Raw genomic sequence first — 20,059 nt, forward strand, 5'->3', positions numbered from 1 at the left:
CACTGCGTAACCTTAACCTTCCATTAATCTTTCAAAATTAACCTCAGTTCCGTTATTCTGGTCTGAATTGTTGCCTGGTTGTTATGGGAAAATACATGGGCTTGCTGATAAAAGCTGCGCTGGGTGCGCTGGTGGTGTTACTGATTGGTGTGTTGGCAAAAACAAAAAATTACTACATTGCTGGGTTGATCCCGCTTTTCCCGACGTTTGCCCTTATTGCGCACTATATCGTAGCCTCGGAGCGCGGGGTTGAAGCATTACGAACCACCATTGTCTTTGGCATGTGGTCCATTATCCCTTACTTCCTCTATCTGTTGTCACTATGGTATTTCACCGGCTTTTTGCGATTGCCGCTGGCGCTGGGTGGGGCCGTTTTGTGCTGGAGCCTCAGCGCCTGGGTGCTCATTTTTTTCTGGAGCCGCTTACATTAGCGAAGCGGGCGACCGCCATCTACCGCGAAGGTTCTTCCGGTTACGTAACAACTGGTTAGCAGATAATCGATAAGATCGATCACCTCTTTTTCACCAGGGGCGATCTTCATCAACGATTTATTCAGAGCCTGCTGGCGGTACTCAGCGTCGTCGCTGTCGTTGAACAATATCAACGACGGGGCAATCGCATTGACTTTGACTTCTGGCGCGAGCTTACGTGCAAAAGAGCGTGTCATATTATCCAGCGCGGCTTTACTCGCGGCGTAGGCGATATGTTTATCGCTCCCTCGTTCTACGACATAGTCTGTAAAGTGAATGATGTCTCCCGCTGCATGCCCGTGCCCGCGTAGCAGGTCTTGCAGGGCGTGGTTAAGCAGGTAAGGGGCATTCACGTGGATTTGCAGCATACTGGAGAGCGTATCGCTGAGCGGTGTGCCCGGCAGTTCAGCGAGCCAGGCACTGGCGTTATGAATGATTGCCCGAAGCCCGTCAGTACGGGATTTCACTTCGTCGGCAAAAGCCAGAATGCCTTCGTCAGTTGAGAAATCAGCCTGAATACAGACCGCCCCGGCGTTTCGGAGACCGTCAATGGCAGGATATTCACTGCGATAACTGACGATCACCGGCTGGCGAAGGGTAAGAAAATGATGAGCAATGGCGAGGCCAATGCGACGGCCTCCCCCCGTGATTAATACAGGACGTTGTTGCATTTTTCCCATCGTGTTCTCCTCTCAGTTCAGCAACGGGAAAGACGGCGCTATCCCATTAACATCCACGTTGCCGGTACGGCAGCAACCAGTAACAACCCGATCAATGCCATCTCACGACGTTTAAGCGCATTATTCAATTGATGCGTACGGCGCGCGTAGATAAAGACCAGCAGACCCGGCGCATACAGTACAACCGAGAGCAGCAGGTGCATTGGGCCCGAAGCATACAACAACCACAAGCCGTAAATACAGGCGCCGATACCGACGATCAGGTGTGCTGGACGTGTAGCTATTTTTAACAAATAAGCGCCCACCAGAAAATAGGGAACCAGAATCATCTCTGAGGCGATAGTTAACAAGGTGTTATAGTCAGAACCTGTGAGCCAGATCAGGACAAGGCAAACCTGCACGCTGATGTTGGTCAGCCAAAGTGAAGCTGAAGGCGCATTATTTTTATTCTGACGAGCAAATAAGCGCGGAAAGGCTTTATGGGTCGCCGCCAGAAAGGGAACTTCTGCTGCCATGATCGTCCAGCTCAGGTACGCACCACAGACAGAGACGATAAGACCCGCGGCAATCACCACATCGCCCCAGGAGCCCATCATGTTTACCATCAGGCCAGCCATTGATGGATTACGCATGCCGGCCAGCTCAGGACGTGCAACCACACCGAGTGAAAGCAGCGTCACCAGCAGGTAGACACCTAATGCTGCCAGTACGGCAAGTAAGGTGGCCCGGCCTACGTCGTGCTTATTACGGGCACGGGCAGAAACCACCACTGCACCCTCAACACCGATGAATACCCACAGGGTTATCAGCATCGTATTTTTGACCTGTTCCCAGACAGGAACGCCCAGAGCAATACCCGTAAAGTCGAGCTTAAAGACATCAAGACGGAACGCAATAAATGCCAGAACGATAAACAGGCCCAATGGGACCAGTTTCGCCAGCGTTGCGACCAGATTGATGCTCGCGGCAGTCTGCACACCACGTAAAACCAGCCAGTGAACGAACCACAGTAGTACCGATGCGCCGACAATAGATTGCCAGGTATTCCCGTCGCCGAAGAGCCGTAACTCTGGCGTATCGGTAAAGAAACTCAATGCAGAAAAGACGATGACCAGATACGAGACATTGGCGATAACCGCGCATAACCAGTAGCCCCAGGCCGAGCAAAACCCGATAAGCTCGCCGAATCCTTCACGGGCATAAGTAAATATCCCGCCGTCAAGGTCTGGACGGATACGGGTCAGCAGTAGCATGGCGAAGGCCAGCAGCAAAATCCCGGCCCCGGTGATACCCCAACCAATGAGGAGTGCCGCAGGGCTTGCGACGGCAGTCATATTTTGCGGCAAACTGAATACACCCGCACCCAGCATTGAGCTTAAAACGAGTGCAGTCAAAGCACTCAGGCCAAGTTTCTTTTCCATTGGCTTCCTGTTATGAAAGGTCCAAATCCAGAATAATTATTTCGCACAGGCGCATAAAAATGGTGGATCACACTAAGGCGCGGGATTTTACGGAGTGTCACGAAGTCATGCAATGACGTGAGGCAGAAATTAGAATAAAAGTTACAAAAAAAGGCGGCATTGCGCCACCTTTGTTAAACCGTTTACTTACTTGTACAAATCGGCACTGATCGTCATGTTGTTACCACGTTCCTGCCACTGGCGGGTGATGTGGTAATACTTAGCCCCTTTCTTCGCCGCGCGTTTTGCGACCTGATAAGAGACTTCCGTCATATTGCCGTAGTTACCTGTAAACTTGATGCTGTCGAACGGAACCATCTGCGCAGCAGTGGTTTTGTTCAACTCTTCAATTTTGGTCCCGTCTGGCAGGGTAACGGAGTAACGACCGCCTTTTGTGGATTGCGTTTCAAAGAAGCGACCCACTTCCGCGCTTGGCGCAGCAGAGGTCGCAACGCCTGGAATTTCCACTTTCTTCGCTTCTTCGCCACCTTTCGCGATTGCTGCGCGGCCAGCGTCAGAATCGGCAGGGATAGCATCCGGGCTTTGCAGAACGCGTTTTTTCGCATCTTCTTTATAGATGAATGCGGTAATACGCTGGTTGCCGCCCTGGTTGGCATCGACCTGGCGCACAATATAGAAAGAGTAGGCCCCTTTCTCTTTGGCGGCTTTGGTGATTGCATCGTTCACTTCAGGCTGGCTGCGGTAGAACCCCTGAACAGTCACGGTGTCGTAAGGTTCCAGTTCAATCGCCTGATCTTTTGGCAGTTCGACGATACCGTTAATCACGCGATTTTTGGGTGCGTCAGCTTTTGGGGCATTGTCTTTGAACAGCGCGATGGTTACGCGCTGGTTGCCGCTGTTGCCGTAGTCAGACTGGTCAACAACGTAAAACGAGGCTGCACCGTTTTTATCGGCGGCTTTTGATGCGGCGTTAACGGCATCGCCAATAGAGTTATAACGACCCACAATGACCGTATGGTCAAAAGGTTTTAACGCTGCCGCTTGCTCCGGCGTTAACTCTGTCGCGGCATTCGCAGACAGGGCGGTCGCAGAAAGAAGTGCGGACGCCAGGAGTGTGTTCTTAAGCTTCATAAAAATAATCCTTCGCCTTGCGCAAACCATGTACTGGTATTGTTGTTAATTTGAGACGGTCTCGATTATTGCATTTAAAACCCGTTGCTGTCTGCGCCATTTTTCGCACCCTGTGCTCAGGGGAGATCTAAATTCGATAACATTTAGTGATATGTTGAAAAAACAGGCGTTTGACAAGCAAAACTGATAAAGCATATGACTTTTACAAGTTAATTTAATGTTAATAAGTTGATCTCGTATGGCGCTATATCATGTTTTTACCGCTTCGCTTGCGCTATTTATCGGTTACTGCGGTGAATTTAAGGTAAATATCTCTGTCAGCGACGTCGATCACTTATTTTTCACAGATAAAGTAAGAAATAGTGTTTTCTGGCGGTGGATCACAGGCGTTATTTTCAGTAGGTTATAGAAAGTTTGTTACTGTTTTATTTTCCGGGGTTAATCATCTACCTCAGCTATTAAGTTGATGGAAATTGATACAAACCTCGGGCATTTATCGACAAACCATCATCAAAAACCGATGGAAGGGAAAACTATGCGTATTGGGGTACCAAAAGAACGGTTAGCCAATGAAACCCGCGTAGCGGCAACACCAAAAACGGTGGAGCAACTGCTTAAACTGGGTTTTACCGTCGCGGTTGAAAGCGGCGCGGGCAAACTGGCGAGTTTCGACGATGAGGCATTTACTCAGGCTGGCGCTGACGTAGTGGACGGTGCAGAGATCTGGCAATCGCCGATCATCCTGAAAGTGAATGCACCGGAAGAACATGAAATAGCGCTGCTCAATCCGGGCACGACGCTGGTGAGCTTTGTCTGGCCAGCGCAAAATCCAGAGCTGATGGAAAAGCTCGCGGCACGTGATGTGACCGTGATGGCAATGGATTCTGTTCCACGTATTTCTCGCGCTCAATCGCTGGATGCATTGAGCTCCATGGCGAACATTGCGGGATACCGTGCTATCGTCGAAGCGGCACATGAGTTTGGCCGTTTCTTTACGGGGCAGATCACCGCTGCAGGTAAAGTGCCGCCTGCGAAAGTGATGGTGATCGGCGCTGGTGTGGCAGGGCTTGCGGCGATTGGCGCGGCAAACAGCCTGGGCGCGATTGTGCGAGCATTTGATACGCGTCCGGAAGTAAAAGAACAGGTTCAAAGTATGGGCGCCGAATTTCTTGAGCTGGACTTCAAGGAAGAGGCGGGAAGTGGTGATGGCTATGCGAAGGTGATGTCTGAAGCCTTCATCAAAGCGGAAATGGAACTCTTTGCTGCTCAGGCGAAAGAAGTCGACATTATTGTCACCACCGCATTGATCCCCGGTAAGCCGGCTCCGAAGCTGATTACCCGCGAAATGGTTGATTCCATGCAACCAGGCAGTGTCATCGTCGACCTGGCCGCGCAAAATGGCGGTAACTGCGAATACACTGTGCCAAACCAGGTGACCACCACTGCCAATGGTGTGAAGATCATCGGTTATACCGATCTGCCGGGTCGCTTGCCAACGCAGTCTTCTCAACTGTATGGAACCAACCTCGTTAACCTGCTGAAACTGCTGTGTAAAGAGAAAGACGGCAATATCACAGTAGACTTTGAGGATGTGGTTGTGCGCGGTGTTACTGTGGTCCGCGAGGGAGAAATTACCTGGCCTGCACCACCCATTCAGGTTTCAGCACAGCCTCAGGCAGCACCAAAAGCAGCACCTGAACCGAAAGAGCCTGCTAAGCCTGTTTCACCGTGGCGTAAATATGCCCTGATGGCGCTGGCGATTATTCTTTTTGGTTGGCTGGCAAGTGTTGCGCCAAAAGAGTTCCTCGGTCACTTTACCGTCTTCGCACTCTCCTGTGTGGTGGGCTATTACGTGGTGTGGAACGTTTCCCATGCACTGCATACGCCGTTGATGTCGGTGACTAACGCCATCTCCGGGATCATCGTGGTGGGGGCATTGCTGCAAATTGGTCACGGTGGCTGGATTAGCTTCCTTAGCTTCATCGCGGTGCTTATCGCCAGTATCAATATCTTCGGTGGTTTCACCGTGACTCAGCGTATGCTGAAAATGTTTCGTAAGGGATAAGGGGTAGCATATGTCTGGAGGATTAGTTACAGCTGCATACATTGTCGCTGCGATCCTGTTTATTTGCAGTCTGGCGGGGCTTTCCAAACACGAAACGTCTCAGCGCGGTAATAACTTTGGTATCGCCGGTATGGCGATTGCACTGCTTGCCACCATCTTTGGACCGGATACTGGCAACGTCGCCTGGATCCTGGTGGCGATGATTATCGGTGGCGCGATTGGTATCCGTCTGGCGAAGCGCGTTGAGATGACTGAAATGCCAGAGCTGGTGGCGATTCTGCACAGCTTTGTTGGTCTGGCTGCGGTGCTGGTGGGCTTTAACAGCTACCTCTACCATGAAGCAGGCATGGAACCGATTCTGGTCAATATCCATTTGACTGAAGTGTTCCTCGGTATTTTCATCGGTGCGGTAACATTCACTGGCTCTATTGTGGCGTTTGGTAAATTACGCGGGAAATTGTCGTCAAAACCGCTGATGCTACCTAACCGCCATAAGCTGAATCTGGCTGCACTGGTTGTATCGTTCGTGCTGCTGGTTATCTTCGTACGTACAGAAAGTGTGGGTATGCAGGTGCTGGCGCTGCTGGTGATGACCATTATTGCTCTGGCGTTCGGCTGGCATCTGGTGGCTTCTATCGGTGGTGCAGATATGCCAGTAGTGGTCTCAATGCTGAACTCCTATTCAGGTTGGGCGGCTGCGGCTGCGGGCTTTATGCTGAGTAATGACCTGCTGATCGTTACAGGTGCACTGGTCGGCTCTTCTGGTGCGATCCTCTCCTTCATTATGTGTAAAGCGATGAACCGTTCGTTCATCAGCGTGATTGCGGGTGGTTTTGGTACTGACGGTTCCTCTTCGGGTAATGACGAAGAAGTCGGTGAACATCGTGAGATCACTGCGGAAGATACGGCAGATATGCTGAAGAATTCGCACTCGGTTATCATCACCCCTGGCTACGGCATGGCCGTTGCCCAGGCGCAGTATCCGGTTGCCGAAATTACGGAGAAACTGCGGGCGCGTGGTATCAAGGTTCGCTTTGGTATTCACCCGGTTGCCGGGCGTCTGCCGGGTCACATGAACGTTTTGCTGGCTGAAGCGAAAGTGCCTTACGACATCGTGCTGGAGATGGATGAGATCAACGATGATTTCTCCGATACCGATACGGTACTGGTTATTGGCGCGAATGATACCGTTAACCCGGCGGCACAAGATGATCCGCGCAGCCCAATTGCGGGGATGCCTGTGCTGGAAGTGTGGAAGGCTCAGAATGTCATTGTCTTCAAACGTTCGATGAATACGGGCTATGCAGGCGTTCAAAACCCACTGTTCTTTAAAGAGAACACCCATATGCTGTTTGGCGATGCCAAAGCCAGCGTGGATGCGATTCTGAAAGCGCTGTAATCAGTAGCAATAAAAAAAGCCGCCATATTTGGCGGCTTTTTTATATGCATCAACAAGGCTCAATCGTCGTCTTCGTCGTCCAGTTCAACCGGCGTCTGGTATTGATCCGGTTTAATGACCAGCAGGTCGCAGCGCAGATGGTCGATCACCTGTTCGGCGGTATTCCCCAGGAATGCAGCAGAAATACCGGTACGACCAATCGTGCCCAGCACGACAATCCCCGCCTGCAGGTGTTCAGCAAGGTCCGGGATCACCTCTTCAGGTAACCCTTTTTCAACGTGGGTCATTTTCTCATCAATACCGAATTTTTGGCGCAGTGCTTTCATGGCCAACAGATGCTGACCGCGGATTGCGTCGTTATACACACTCGGATCAAATTCAGGCAGCTCGATGGCGATATTGATAGGTGTCACCGGGTAAGCTCCCACCAGATGGACTTCGGTATGGTTGACTTGCTCGGCAAGCTGGATGGTCTCTTTCACCAGCTTTTCGTTCAACGCGTTGTGATAGTCCTCTTCGCTGGCGAGATTGACCGCAACAACGGCCTTACCGCCTTCTGGCCAGGGTTGATCTTTTACCATCCACACTGGGCAAGGGCATTTGCGCAATAAGTGCCAGTCCGTCGGGGTGAAGATGACGGACTCCAGTTTGTCGTGCTGGTGCGCCATTTTCAGCAACAGATCGTGATTGCCGCTGATAATTTCCTGGATAATGGCTTCAAATGGGCGGTTATGCCAGACCACTTTAATATCAATGGGAATTCCCGCATCCAGGTAATATTTCGCCTGTTCGCGGATCCATGCAGTACGCTGGCTGATCACTCCCTGACGCATAGCGGTGCGCTCGTCAGGCGACAGAAGGGTGGTCATTTCGTATGAGAAGTCATAGATCGGCAAAAACGCTTTGATTTTGCCACCAATCCGTTGATGTAAATACACAGCACGCCGTAACGCAGGTTGATCGTCCTGATTAGGGTCGATGGCCACCAGCATGTTTTGATACTTTGTCATACAGGTCTCCTTACAACTGTCACCACAGTCTGTAACTAAAAGAGTAACCTATATATCTTGAATGAAACAGGGGGGAAGTTTTACCAGATCAATAAATCATGAAAAATTAATGGCTGTTGTGCCATCAGGTTGAAACCCAAGCGCTTTGCTTCTCAGATAAAGGAGCCAACATGGCAAATCACTCAAAACGGAAAGCGATAGGCAGATTAATTGCACAAGGGGTTGCGGCGAAAAGACAAGCGACAGAACGCATGTTGTATATCACCGAGCAGCAACAAGCGACCGCGCAAGATCTCGAATGTTTAAAAACACCGCCTAAAAACAGAACCGAGGCCAAAAAGCAACTGGCGGTAAAACTACGCTTACTGAAAAATGGGGCTATGGATCTGAAATCGCTGCAAGAAATTGAAGTTCAGGCTGCAATCGACTTAGCAAATGCGAACATCCGCAGATTTGAAGACGGCTCGGTTGACGCTGTTTCAACAGAGAAAACGCCAGTTAACAGGAAGAAATGGCGGGGCAGGACGGCAGACTGAGAAGGGATGAGAACACGTTGGTAAGCAGAATCATGAATTTCAGTATGCAGCCAGACGAATGTATCGATCTGGCTGCAGTCATTCGCAGATGTTATGCCACGTTGCGGGAATGACCGGCGAGGATCGCCAACGCTTCACCGTTTTCGATGGTGATATATTTGCCTTTAACGGCCAGCATACCGCTTTTCTGGAAGCGACCCAGCAGACGGCTGATGGTTTCAACGGTCAGTCCGAGGTAGTTACCGATATCACCACGGGTCATGGTCAGACGGAACTCACGTGGTGAGAAGCCACGTTCGGCAAAACGGCGCGACAGGTTATAGATAAAGGCCGCCAGACGCTCTTCAGCATTCTTTTTGGAAAGCAGCAGGATCATGTCCTGATCGCCTTTAATTTCGCCGCTCATCAAACGCATCATCTGTTGACGCAGGTTCGGCATTTTTCCGGACAGGTCATCCAGCGTTTCAAACGGGATTTCGCAGACCATTGAGGTTTCCAGCGCCTGAGCAAAGCTCGGGTGGTGACCAGTACCGATGGCATCAAAGCCGACCAGATCGCCTGCTAAATGGAAGCCAGTGATCTGCTCATCACCTTGTTCGGTGATGGTGTAGCTTTTAATCGTGCCAGAACGGATAGCATAGAGCGATTTCAGTTCGTCTCCCGCTTTAAACAGCGTCTGTCCTTTCTGAATAGGCTTTTTGCGCTCGATGATATTATCAAGCTGATCAAGTTCATGCTCATTCAGGGTAAACGGGATACAGAGCTGGCTGATGCTGCAATCCTGGCAATGGATAGCACAACCGCCAGACTGAATGCGTCGTATAATTCGCTTTTCCGGGATCATAGGTTTGCTCGAGCCTTAATTGATATTGGTCAATTTTAACATCTTTTTGGCGAGTACGTAAGCCTGGCAAACCCTCAATAAGGACAAGAGACGGTAACGTGTTGCCATCTTCTTGAAATTCCACAGCTTGGTTATGGGTTTTCGCCCTAACTGGCAGAGAATTAAGCACTAAAAGCCTGGTATCTACAGTAAAAGATAGCCCTCATGGCGCAATAACCACTCCTTGCGCTGCACGCCACCCGCGTAGCCGGTCATCGTGCCGTTACGGCCAATAACGCGATGACAGGGAACGACAATGCTGACAGGATTAGATCCGTTGGCAGCGCCCACCGCTCGAGCAGCACCCGCACGGCCTAATTGTTCAGCCAGTTGGCCGTAATGCATAACATGGCCACAGGGAATATCACGTAGCGCCTGCCAGACTTCACGCTGGAAAGCTGTACCGGCCGTGGCGGTTGGCAGGTTATCGATGATACTGAGATCACCTTCGAAGTATGCCGCAAGCTTGTCGCTCAAGCCGTTGGGATTGCTGGCGCTGATACGTTCATACCCTTGTGAACGGTAATGAATATCGAGCAGCTCTATCATGCGGTTACTGTGCTCTTCCCACTCGACGGCACGTAAGTTGAACTGTTCGTCGGCAATAATCCACAGTGGCCCAAGCGGGGTAGCAATTTTATCTTCGAGTAATCTCAGCATCCTCTTTCCTTTAGTTCAGCCGCGGGTAAATACCCGGCCCAATTGGCAGGCCGACAAGATACCACGCCACCAGCATCACCAACCATACCCCTAAAAAGATAAGCGGATACGGTAAAACCAGCGAATAGTAAGTACCCAGTTTGGCTTCAGGTTTATAGCGCTGAAGGAAGCCTAAAAACAGAGGGACAAACGGTGAGACAGGAGCCAGCGGGATCACTGACGAATCGGCAACACGGAACAGGATCTGCGCAAACGCCGGGTGGAATCCGAGCATCATGAACATGGGGACGAAGATGGGAGCCAAAATAGACCAGATAGCCGAACCACTGGCAATAAACATACACAGCAAGGAAGACAAGAGTGCCAGACCGACAAACGCCGGAACACCGCTTAACCCGGCCGCTTCCAGGGCATCAGTCAGGCCAACGGCCATAAACTTGCCCATGTTACTCCAGTTGAACATCGCCACAAATTGCGCCAGTGGGAACACCATCACGATAAACCCGGCCATCTCTTTCATTGGCTCGATCATCAAGTGTGGTAAATCGGCCTGACGGCGGATCTTGCCTGTGGCGATACCATACGCCAGCGAAACGACGAAAAAGAAAAGGATGATCAGCGGTACGATCCCCTGAATAAAGGGTGAGGGCAGCACAGTGTGTTTGACCGGGTCGCGCAGCACACCGTTTTCCGGTACAACCATTAGCGCTACCACGGCAATAAATGCCAGTGAGACGATGCCGGCGACGCGCAGACCGAAACGCTGCTCTTTACTTAATGTCTCCAGCTTTTCATCGCGACTGCCTTCCCACTTGCCTAAACGCGGTTCAATGAGTTTATCGGTGATAAGGCCGCCGACAATTGTCAGAACAATCACTGAGCTTGCCATAAAGTACCAGTTGTCGATCACGCTCACATGCATCGCGGCATCAATCGTTTTTGCAGCTTCAGTACTGATGCCGGAGAGCAGCACGTCCGTGGTGACAATGAGCAGATTTGCCGTAAACCCGCAGCCGACCCCGGCAATGGCGGACAACAGACCTGCGACAGGATGCCGACCCACCGCCAGGAAGATCAGCGCTCCCATTGGCGGCATAATCACCAGCGCGGCATCGGAGGAGATATGGCTGAAGAACGCGATAAACAGCACCATATAACTGGCGTAACGCGCACTGACATGGGAAGCCATTTTTACCATCAACGCCGGTAGCAGGCCTACGCGCTCGGCCAGCCCGGCCCCCAGCACCAGCGCCAGAATGGCTCCAAGTGGGGCGAAGCCGCTGAAGTTTTTAATTACATTCGGCAAAAACCAGTGCAAGCCTTCAACACTGAGCAGGTTTTTGACCGCGACCAGACTACCGTCGGCCGGGCTTCGTACGCTCACGTCGAATGCGGACAGAATGGCTGTTGCCATCATCAGAATCACAATCAAATAGATAAAAAGCAGGAAAGGGTGCGGTACTTTATTGCCGATCCTTTCAACCCAGCCATAGAGCTTACCGGTTGGGGAATGCGAAGGTATGGAAGACATACTCATGGGCGTTCCTCGGGACTGTTGTGTTGTTGTGTTTGTGTTTATGTGTTTTTTTATTTTAAAGGTGACGGTGTCACGCCTTGCGGGATCGGACACTCGTACGGTCGGTCTGTTATCTGTTGTTCAAACTCGTCACGGCATGCCCGAAGAAGGTCAGCGTCCTGGAGCAGGTTCAGGGCCGTAGCCCCCATGACTTTTCCCGCCAGCAGCATGCCTTTATGGGCAATAGAGGTTCGACCCTGTGTAACCAATTGCCAGGTATGCAGTGGTGTGCCGATGGCGAAACAGGGGCTAAAGCACTGTGCGACAGGCATTTTCCAGCTGACATCGCCAACATCCGTTGAACCAGCCATGACATTGTCAGTCACGGAGTACGGGGCGACTTCGTCGATCAGCAACGTCTCCTGATGGCGACGGGCGAAGGTCTTGCCGTCTTCTCCCCCTGTTGCTGCAATATTTTTCAGGCTGTTTTGCAGATCATTTGGCGTAAGCGTTGTACGAATCTCACGGGCAAACTGGCGCTCCTCTTCATTCCAGGCGGGCGTTCCGTAATGTTGCAGGGCGCGATACATGGCTGCTTCGAGTGTGCGGTTAGGCAGGTAACTGGAACAGGCTTTGTCAAAGCGTTGCTCGACGGTGGTCTCTGTCATCAGCGCAGCACCCTGAGCGATCTTGTCAATACGCGCGTAGATCTGCCGTACATCGGCCATCTCCGGGGCGCGGATCAAATACAGCACTTCGGCCTGAGCCTGCACAACGTTGGGTGAAATGCCGCCCGTGTCGGTGATGGCATAATGTACACGCGCTTTCTCAATAATGTGCTCGTTGAGAAAATTTGTGCCGGTGGTCATCAGCGTGACGGCATCCAGCGCACTGCGGCCCAGATGTGGGGAGTTCGCTGCGTGGGCTGCCACGCCGTGAAAGCGCCACGATGCCTGAATGTTGGCGAGGGTACTGACATTAAACATCCCGGCAAAGGCTTCCGGATGCCAGGTCACTGCGGCATCGACATCATCAAACAAACCTTCACGCACCATAAAGGTTTTACCCGAGCCACCTTCTTCGCCTGGACAGCCGTAGAAACGAACGGTTCCGTTTCCGCCATGTTGTTCCAGCCAGCTTTTCACAGCCACTGCGCCAGCAAGGGCTGCCGTTCCCAGTAAATTATGCCCGCAGCCGTGGCCGTTAGCGCCAGGCGTTGATGATTGTACGGTGGCGCAATATGCCTGCTGGCTTAAGCCGGCCAGGGCATCATATTCACCCAGTAATGCGATAACGGGCTTTCCTGTGCCGAAACTGGCGATAAAGGCATTTGGAATGCCGCCTGCTTCACGCATGAGGCTAAATCCTTCGGCTTCCAGCGCATTAGCGAGCCGTTCTGCCGACCAAAACTCTTCGAAGCGGGTTTCCGGATGATCCCAGATCTCATCGGCTATATTGGTCAGTGTCTGAGATCGGGTGTCGATCGCATCAGCAATAAACGCATAGTTCTCCGGCATTACACACCTCGCGCCCACGGAAAATTCAGCGCCGTTCGCGCCAGGGTTTCGATAGCGATGCACATGATCTGCTCGTCGAAGTCGAATTTTTCGTTGTGATGCCCGGCACTCAGATCTGTACCAAACACCATATAAGAGGCCAGGCCGCCATTTTCCTGCACTCGCGCCATCATCAGCGTGGCATCTTCAGAGCCTGCAGGCGCTTTTACCTTGTCGATGGCATGCGTGACGCCGGAAACCTGGCTTGCCTGTTCGCGGAGGTAGTTCACCCAGGCGGGGGTTGGGGTACTGGAGGTTGCCGCCCCCATCAGACGCATCTCTGAGGTAACGCCGTAAAGTGCAGCCGCACCGGTAATAACAGACGTTGCACGCTCGAATACGTACTGATTGATGGCTTCGCTTTCGCCGCGGGTTTCTACCTTAAGCAAAGCGCTGGCAGGCACGACATTGCGGCCACTGCCAGCCTGCATGACACCAACGTTTACGCGGGAAGCGCCTTCGCTGTGTGGTGCTATGCTGTGCAGGGCGAGCGCGGCCTGTGCGGCAGCTAACAGGGCGTTGCGGCCTTCTTCTGGTTTACCGCCGGCGTGTGCGGCTACACCGGTAAAGCGCACGTCAAACTTGGTGGTAGCCATAAAGTTATCGCTGCCGCAGATAACGGTTCCGGCAGGGACGCCTGTGCCAATATGAATAGCGGTAAAGTAATCCACCCCCTCAAGCGCACCGGCAGCCACCATCGCGCGAGCGCCCCGAGTGCCTTCTTCGGCGGGCTGGAAAATAATTTTGATCGTGCCGTTCAACTGGGCTTCATTCTGTTTCAGTACCTGCGCCAGACCCAGGCCGATCGTGGTGTGACCGTCATGACCACAGGCGTGCATCATACCGGGATTACAGGAGGAAAAACCTTCACGGAATGGGCGATGGCTCTCCTCCTGGGCCTCACTCAGATCGAGAGCATCCATATCCACCCGAAAGGCCATAACGGGGCCGGGTCGGCCTGTATTGAGGGTGGCAACGATACCGGCAAATCCGCCTTCAAAGGCCGTAAGCCATTTTTCGGGAGCGCCTTGCTCACGGGCGCGGATAAACTCGCGGGCAAGAGTTGTATCATCCGGCAGCCCCATGCGGCTGTCGGCATCCACAACGTCCCGGCCCATCGCCAGTTCGTAGCCCAGGTGGTGTAATGTTTCTGCCACTTTTGCCGCCGTGCGAAACTCCACCCAGCCAGACTCTGCAAAACGGTGGAAATCGCGTCGCCATGCGCTCAGTTGCGGGGTTAAGGTCTGGATGTATTGCGTCAGTTGATCCATGTCTTTTCCTGTCATCATTAAAATATGTGAACTTCTTCACGCTGTGATAGTTTTTACTTATCACTAACCGTTTTTTCACAGTTTTAACCGTTCAGGAATTACCCTCGCACATCCATTTCCATTAAAGTAGATGACAATTTCTTTACTCTGATAAACAACAGTTATCGGTGAGTTATGTCCTATCAGGTTAAATTTCATCAAATCCGGGCGTTTGTAGAAGTGGCTCGCCAGGGCAGTATTCGGGGGGCGAGCCGGGCGCTGAATCTTTCCCAACCGGCACTGACCAAATCGATCAAGGAGCTGGAGGAAGGGATGGCTGCTCAGCTTTTTGTTCGGCGCAGTAAAGGTGTGACGCTGACAGAGTGTGGTGAAAGCTTTTATCAGCATGCCAACCTCATTCTTGAGGAACTTCGTGCCGCGCAGGACGACATTCGTCAGCGGCAGGGGCAACTGGCCGGACAAATCAACATTGGTATGGGAGCCAGTATTTCCCGAACATTAATGCCTGCGGTCATTACCCGTTTTCACGTGCAGCATCCACGAGTGAAGGTCCGAATAATGGAAGGGCAGCTGGTATCGATGATTAACGAATTACGTCAGGGGGAACTGGATTTTACAATAAACACTTATTGCCAAGGTCCATACGATCATGAATTTACCTTCGAAAAACTCTTTGAAAAACCGTTTGCCATATTTTGTCGGGAAGGGCATCCGGCAATAGGAGCCAGAACAATTAATGAGCTTTTACATTATGACTGGACAATGCCAACGCCACGGGGAAGTTATTATAAACAATTAGAAGATGTGTTTATGCACCGCTCGCAAATACCCCGTATCGGTATTGTCTGTGAAACGTTTTCCTCCTGCATTAGCCTGGTCGCACAAAGTGATTTCCTGAGCATTCTGCCGCAGGAACTGGGCTGTGACCCGTTGTTGGCGCATCGTCTGGTGATGCTGCCTGTTGTCGAAACACTCCCAAAAGCGACTTATTATTTAATCCAGCGACGTGATTCACGCCAGACACCGCTTACTGAATCGTTAATTACGCAATTCAGAAGGGAAGCCAGAAATATAGTATATGAATAAAATAACAAAAATAAAAAAATAGAGTCTGCCGACACCTGACAGACCCTACAGTACACACAGCAGTATATCCTTTCACATGTCCCGCGTGTTTTATCCGTTAAGCAGGTTTATTTAGTTATAACAGCTTTCCTGTAAAATGAAAGGTTGTAGAGTGATTGATTTCACGAATTTTTAACTTAAATTTAATGTTTAACTAATGCTGAAATTTAAGTTAAGTTAGGTTTAAATTTGTCATTAGTTATTTTTGTATTTTCCCCTGTGTGATTATTTATTGTGTTTATTATTATCCGCGTATTCAGGGGCGGGGTGATTGAGACACGCCTCAGGCAAGGGTATAGTACAGAGCTCAGATGTAGCCGGAGAATGTCCATGAACCCTGACGACAAATCGCTCTTTCTTGACGCCATGGAAGATGTCCAGCCCCTGAAGCGCTGTACCGATATTCACTGGCAGCCGGAGCGTAATTCGCGTACCCGACAAGAGCTTGATACCGAGCAACTCGATAATTTTTTAACGCTGGGTTTTTTGGAGTTAGTCCCGCTTGCAGAGCCGCTGGCATTTCAACGTGACGGTGTGCAGCAGGGGGTTATTGATAAGTTACGCTCAGGTAAGTATTCCCGTCAGGCCAGCTTAAACTTATTACGCCAGCCCGTTGAACAATGCCGTCAGATGCTGTTTGCGTTTATCCGCCAGGCAGGGCGCGAGGGGCTGCGCAATCTGGTTATCGTTCACGGAAAAGGGCGTGAAGATAATTCACACCCCAACGTTGTGCGCAGTTATCTGGCACGCTGGCTCGCGGAATTTGACGACGTGCAGGCATTTTGTGTGGCATTGCCTCATCATGGAGGCAGCGGAGCCTGTTATGTCGCGCTACGAAAATCTGACGAAGCCAGAGCTGAAAACTGGGAGCGGCACGCCAAACGCAGTCGTTAACCTGCGCTCAGTGCTGCCAGTATCTCTTTCCCATTCCACATCACGCCATACACCGCGACCGCCAGCATAAATACGGCTGTCGCGAACCGTATGACACGTTCGTACTTTACTGAGACATACCGTCTGATGCCCACGATCCAGAGGGTAAGGATCACCAGATCCAGCACAATCCAGATAGCCGTCAACAGAGCAATGCTGTGCGCAAAATTATGGGTTACCGGGACGAACAGCGGGAAAAAGGCGACAAAAAAGAGAATGTCTTTTGGGTTGGCAATAGCCGTTAAAAATCCGGTGATAAAGCCGCCCGGTCGTGTTGATGTTTGCTCCCCTGTACCTGAATGCGTAAGTATCTGAATTGCCATTGCACCGATAAATAGCGCACCCGCAAGGCTGATACACGTCAGGCTTAATGGGTGTATTTCCACGATCCCGCTCAGGATTAACACCGCCATCGCCAGTAACACCAGCGACGCTAAATTGGTTCCGGCAAGCGTGATAAATGCACGTTTATACCCTTCCCGTAAGGCTGTGTGAGTCACGAGTGCAATAACGGGACCGGGTGTGATGAGCAATAGAATAACGGCCACGAGATAAGAGCTCAGTAGCGATAACGCCATATCAGCATTCCTTGTGGTGAAGAGAAGAGGAGTGTCTGCCATCGCACTGGAATTGAAAAACGGAAAATCCTGCGTTTTAATGTGAGTTAAACTCACAATGGACTATTCCATGCTCTCTCCACTTCCGCCTTTGTATGCACTACGGGCCTTTGATGCCGCCGCCCTTTGTGGCTCGTTTACCCGTGCGGCACTAATGCTGCACGTCACACCTGGCGCAATCAGCCGTCACATCCGTACCCTGGAAGAGAACTTTCATTGCCAGCTCTTTCTGCGCAATGGTCCTGCGGTTGAACTGACCGATGCCGGACGTATCCTGGCAAGCCAACTCAGAAATGGTTTTGCTACGCTGGAGAGTGCGTGTGAGGCATTTCGTACCACCCGCCACGGACTACGACTAAAAGCCCCCTCAACACTAACACTGAACTGGTTACTGAACATTCTGAAGATATTTGTTGAGGAAAACTCAACGCCTGAGGTGCATGTTTCCAGTGTCTGGATGGATGTCGATCACGTTGATTTTTATCAGGAGCCGTTTGACTGCGCGATTTTGCTCGGCAACGGTCAGTTTGGCGAGCAGACCGTTTCACAGTTGCTCTTTAAAGAGTGCCTTGCGCCGGTATGTGCGCCGGGGCTTCTGGAAAAAGCGCAACACAATATCAGTGCCTGCGAACTGATTCACCCTTCGCCAGATCGGCGTGACTGGCGACGCTGGCTTAAAGGTAGCCCGTTTGAGTTGACGCTGGATATCAGCAAAGGGAAGGTTTTCGATACGCTGGAGCAGGGAAATCAGGCGGCAGCCGGTGGGTTCGGTGTGTCTGTTGGGGATGTGGCGCTGAGCATTCCGGCGCTGGAGAGTGGTTTGCTGGTGATGCCGTTTACCCGCACGATTGAAACCGGGGATGGCTATTATCTGGTCTGGCCCAGCGACAGCCCAAAGCAACAGGGCATTGAGACGCTATGTGCGTTCTTGCTCGGGCATATTCCGGATATCAGCACGTGCGTTAAATAGCGGGCGACAGATCGCCCGCTGGGTTTCGTATGACGATCAGAAGGTTTCCCAGTTACCGTCGGCGGCGGTAGTGGTTGCCGGGCGTAACAATTGTGGTGTTTTCACATTTGTCGGGCGAGAAGCCGTCACCTTTTCTTGTGCGTTCAGGCGGAATGCCGCGACGGCCTGACGTAACTGTTCTGACTGGTCTTCCAGCGCGGCGGCGGCCGTTGCTGATTCCTGAACCAGCGCGGCGTTTTGCTGTGTCACGCTGTCCATCTGCGAAACGGCCAGGCTAACCTGCTCAATCCCCCGACTCTGCTCATCGGATGCCGACGAAATTTCACCCATAATGTCGGTCACGCGGGTGACTGCCGCGACGATCTCTTTCATGGTTTCACCCGCTTCACTGACCTGGCCAGAACCGGTATTTACACGGCTAACCGAGTTCTCGATAAGTCCTTTGATCTCTTTCGCCGCCTGCGCACTGCGGCTGGCCAGCGTTCGTACTTCGCCTGCTACGACGGCAAATCCCCGGCCCTGTTCCCCGGCTCGAGCGGCTTCAACAGCGGCGTTGAGTGCCAGGATATTGGTCTGGAACGCGATGCTGTCGATAACACTGGTAATGTGAGCAATCTGCTGTGAGCTGTCGGCAATTTCGGTCATGGTACGCACAACGTTATCGACGACACGTCCACCCCTGGCCGCGGTATCGGAGGCATTTTTGGCCAGTAAGGTGGCCTGACGGGCATTATCGGAGTTCTGTTTGACCGTTGCGGTTAACTCTTCCATGCTGGCAGCCGTTTCTTCCAGTGAGGCAGCCTGTTGTTCTGTACGGGCCGAGAGATCGTTGCTACCGGCGGCAATTTCACCTGCGCCGGTGTAGATCGAGTCGGTACTGCCGCGCACCGCGCTGACCGTGCTCACCAGAGATTGTTGCATCTCATGCAAACCGGTCGCCAGTTGTCCCATTTCATTACGGCTGCCAAGAGTAATGCTGTGCGTCAGATCGCCACCTGCGATGGTTCGAATATGGTTCATGATGCTTTTCAGTGGGGTTAACAGCAGGTGTTGTAAACCTTGCCAAATCACCACCAGGACAACGACTACGGCGAGGAAGATGCCAGCCAGCGTCCATTGCATATGCGTAAAGCTGCTCTGGTTCTCTTCGGCGGCGGCTTTGAGTAAGGTGTTATTCTCTGCACGCCAGCGGTTGTATACCGCCTCCATATCATCCTGCGCTTGCTGCGCATCCAGATCGCCATAAGCCTGATAGTTATCTGCACGCAGATACTCAATCGACAGACGCATCACCTCATGCATTTGCGTCCAGGATTTTTGCATCTCTTCCGTCAGAGCCTGGTTTTGGCCCTTCACCTGTGGCATTTTTTGCCAGGCGCTGTAATAGGTTTCGGCTTTTCCCAGTGATTCACTGGCCGTTCCCAGCAGTTTGCTGATGGCGGCCATTGCCGCTGGGTCACGTTGATTTTTCAGATAACGAATCGCTACACGGGTGACGGTAACGCGTGTTTTCACCAGGGTGTTCACGCTGTCACTCAGGCTTTCCTGTTGCGCGTTAAGCACGCCTGAGTTCTGGAAGTTGTGGCGGTCATTACTGACGGCAGAGTAAAACAACCCGCCCGTGACAACTTGCAGCAGACAGAATATGGTGAGTGCAAAGATAATACCGGTGATAACGTGCAAATTTTTCAGCATGGCGGTCGTCCGTTATAGGTGCAGGAGTTGCACAAATAATATCGACGTAGCGAAATTAAACTTTAATTTAACTATTACTTAACTAACAGTATTGCTCCGGAACGCGTTGTAAACCGGAACA

At 51.7% G+C, this 20,059-nt stretch carries 18 protein-coding genes; 7 read left to right on the forward strand and 11 right to left on the reverse strand.

The genetic code is table 11. The features are described 5' to 3' along the window. Window positions 1-95 precede the first annotated feature (95 nt). Window positions 96-431 (forward strand): GlpM family protein, encoded by a 336-nt coding sequence (locus HV346_RS10025; RefSeq protein WP_181623333.1) that lies wholly within the window; start codon window positions 96-98, stop codon window positions 429-431. Here the strand turns inward: HV346_RS10025 and folM are convergent. The 3 genes from folM to ydgH all read right to left on the reverse strand — a co-directional run bounded on the left by folM (window position 428) and on the right by ydgH (window position 3,702). Beyond that, window positions 428-1,150 carry a dihydromonapterin reductase gene (gene folM / locus HV346_RS10030; RefSeq protein ID WP_181623334.1) on the reverse strand — a complete coding sequence of 241 codons (723 nt, stop codon included), beginning with the start codon at window positions 1,148-1,150 and terminating at the stop codon, window positions 428-430. The genes HV346_RS10025 and folM overlap by 4 nt on opposite strands. 38 nt (window positions 1,151-1,188) lie before the next feature. Beyond that, window positions 1,189-2,571, reverse strand: a complete 1,383-nt coding sequence (locus tag HV346_RS10035; RefSeq protein WP_181623335.1) for an amino acid permease — start codon at window positions 2,569-2,571, stop codon at window positions 1,189-1,191. Window positions 2,572-2,757: 186 nt separating this feature from the next. After that, entirely contained in the window at window positions 2,758-3,702 is a 945-nt protein-coding gene (gene ydgH / locus HV346_RS10040; RefSeq protein WP_181623336.1) for a DUF1471 family protein YdgH, read from the reverse strand. 535 nt (window positions 3,703-4,237) lie between these two features. Here ydgH and pntA point away from each other — a divergent pair. Together pntA and pntB are read left to right on the forward strand one after the other, a co-directional pair. Beyond that, entirely contained in the window at window positions 4,238-5,767 is a 1,530-nt protein-coding gene (gene pntA, locus HV346_RS10045) for a Re/Si-specific NAD(P)(+) transhydrogenase subunit alpha (protein ID WP_181623337.1), read from the forward strand. 10 nt (window positions 5,768-5,777) lie between these two features. Then, a complete protein-coding gene (gene pntB, locus HV346_RS10050; RefSeq protein ID WP_181623338.1) occupies window positions 5,778-7,166 on the forward strand; it encodes a Re/Si-specific NAD(P)(+) transhydrogenase subunit beta in 1,389 nt (462 codons plus the stop codon). Window positions 7,167-7,225: 59 nt separating this feature from the next. Here the strand turns inward: pntB and uspE are convergent, their stop codons facing one another. Then, window positions 7,226-8,176 (reverse strand): universal stress protein UspE, encoded by a 951-nt coding sequence (uspE, locus tag HV346_RS10055; RefSeq protein WP_181623339.1) that lies wholly within the window; start codon window positions 8,174-8,176, stop codon window positions 7,226-7,228. Window positions 8,177-8,346: 170 nt separating this feature from the next. On the opposite strand from uspE, the gene HV346_RS10060 reads away from it, so the two are divergent. Then, a complete protein-coding gene (locus HV346_RS10060; RefSeq protein ID WP_181623340.1) occupies window positions 8,347-8,712 on the forward strand; it encodes a hypothetical protein in 366 nt (121 codons plus the stop codon). A 91-nt stretch (window positions 8,713-8,803) separates the two neighbouring features. On the opposite strand, the gene fnr is transcribed toward HV346_RS10060, so the two are convergent. From fnr to HV346_RS10085, 5 genes are all read right to left on the reverse strand, one after another. Continuing rightward, complete coding sequence (fnr, locus tag HV346_RS10065) at window positions 8,804-9,556, reverse strand: fumarate/nitrate reduction transcriptional regulator Fnr (RefSeq protein WP_181623341.1); 753 nt, start codon at window positions 9,554-9,556, stop codon at window positions 8,804-8,806. Between the two features lie 183 nt (window positions 9,557-9,739). Then, on the reverse strand, window positions 9,740-10,255 hold the full coding sequence (gene ogt / locus HV346_RS10070) for a methylated-DNA--[protein]-cysteine S-methyltransferase (protein ID WP_181623342.1): 516 nt from the start codon (window positions 10,253-10,255) through the stop codon (window positions 9,740-9,742). A 10-nt stretch (window positions 10,256-10,265) separates the two neighbouring features. Then, window positions 10,266-11,792, reverse strand: a complete 1,527-nt coding sequence (abgT, locus tag HV346_RS10075; protein ID WP_181623343.1) for a p-aminobenzoyl-glutamate transporter — start codon at window positions 11,790-11,792, stop codon at window positions 10,266-10,268. A 50-nt stretch (window positions 11,793-11,842) separates the two neighbouring features. After that, window positions 11,843-13,288 (reverse strand): M20 family metallopeptidase, encoded by a 1,446-nt coding sequence (locus HV346_RS10080; protein WP_181623344.1) that lies wholly within the window; start codon window positions 13,286-13,288, stop codon window positions 11,843-11,845. After that, window positions 13,288-14,598 (reverse strand): M20 family metallo-hydrolase, encoded by a 1,311-nt coding sequence (locus HV346_RS10085; protein WP_181623345.1) that lies wholly within the window; start codon window positions 14,596-14,598, stop codon window positions 13,288-13,290. The genes HV346_RS10080 and HV346_RS10085 overlap by 1 nt, the downstream gene beginning before the upstream one ends. Before the next feature lie 174 nt (window positions 14,599-14,772). Between HV346_RS10085 and HV346_RS10090 the strand changes: the two genes are divergently transcribed. Both HV346_RS10090 and smrA read left to right on the forward strand, forming a co-directional pair. Continuing rightward, window positions 14,773-15,684: a LysR family transcriptional regulator gene (locus HV346_RS10090; protein WP_181623346.1), complete on the forward strand. Its 912-nt coding sequence runs from the start codon at window positions 14,773-14,775 to the stop codon at window positions 15,682-15,684. Window positions 15,685-16,053: 369 nt separating this feature from the next. Continuing rightward, window positions 16,054-16,617, forward strand: a complete 564-nt coding sequence (gene smrA, locus HV346_RS10095) for a DNA endonuclease SmrA (RefSeq protein WP_181623347.1) — start codon at window positions 16,054-16,056, stop codon at window positions 16,615-16,617. On the opposite strand, the gene HV346_RS10100 is transcribed toward smrA, so the two are convergent. After that, complete coding sequence (locus HV346_RS10100) at window positions 16,614-17,234, reverse strand: LysE family translocator (protein WP_181623348.1); 621 nt, start codon at window positions 17,232-17,234, stop codon at window positions 16,614-16,616. The genes smrA and HV346_RS10100 overlap by 4 nt on opposite strands. A gap of 109 nt (window positions 17,235-17,343) precedes the next feature. Here HV346_RS10100 and HV346_RS10105 point away from each other — a divergent pair, with 109 nt between their 5' ends. After that, complete coding sequence (locus HV346_RS10105; RefSeq protein WP_181623349.1) at window positions 17,344-18,243, forward strand: LysR family transcriptional regulator; 900 nt, start codon at window positions 17,344-17,346, stop codon at window positions 18,241-18,243. A 36-nt stretch (window positions 18,244-18,279) separates the two neighbouring features. On the opposite strand, the gene HV346_RS10110 is transcribed toward HV346_RS10105, so the two are convergent. Further along, complete coding sequence (locus HV346_RS10110) at window positions 18,280-19,938, reverse strand: methyl-accepting chemotaxis protein (RefSeq protein ID WP_181623350.1); 1,659 nt, start codon at window positions 19,936-19,938, stop codon at window positions 18,280-18,282. Window positions 19,939-20,059 lie beyond the last annotated feature (121 nt).

The sequence above is a fragment of the Enterobacter sp. RHBSTW-00994 genome, assembly GCF_013782625.1.
Classification (GTDB): domain Bacteria; phylum Pseudomonadota; class Gammaproteobacteria; order Enterobacterales; family Enterobacteriaceae; genus Enterobacter.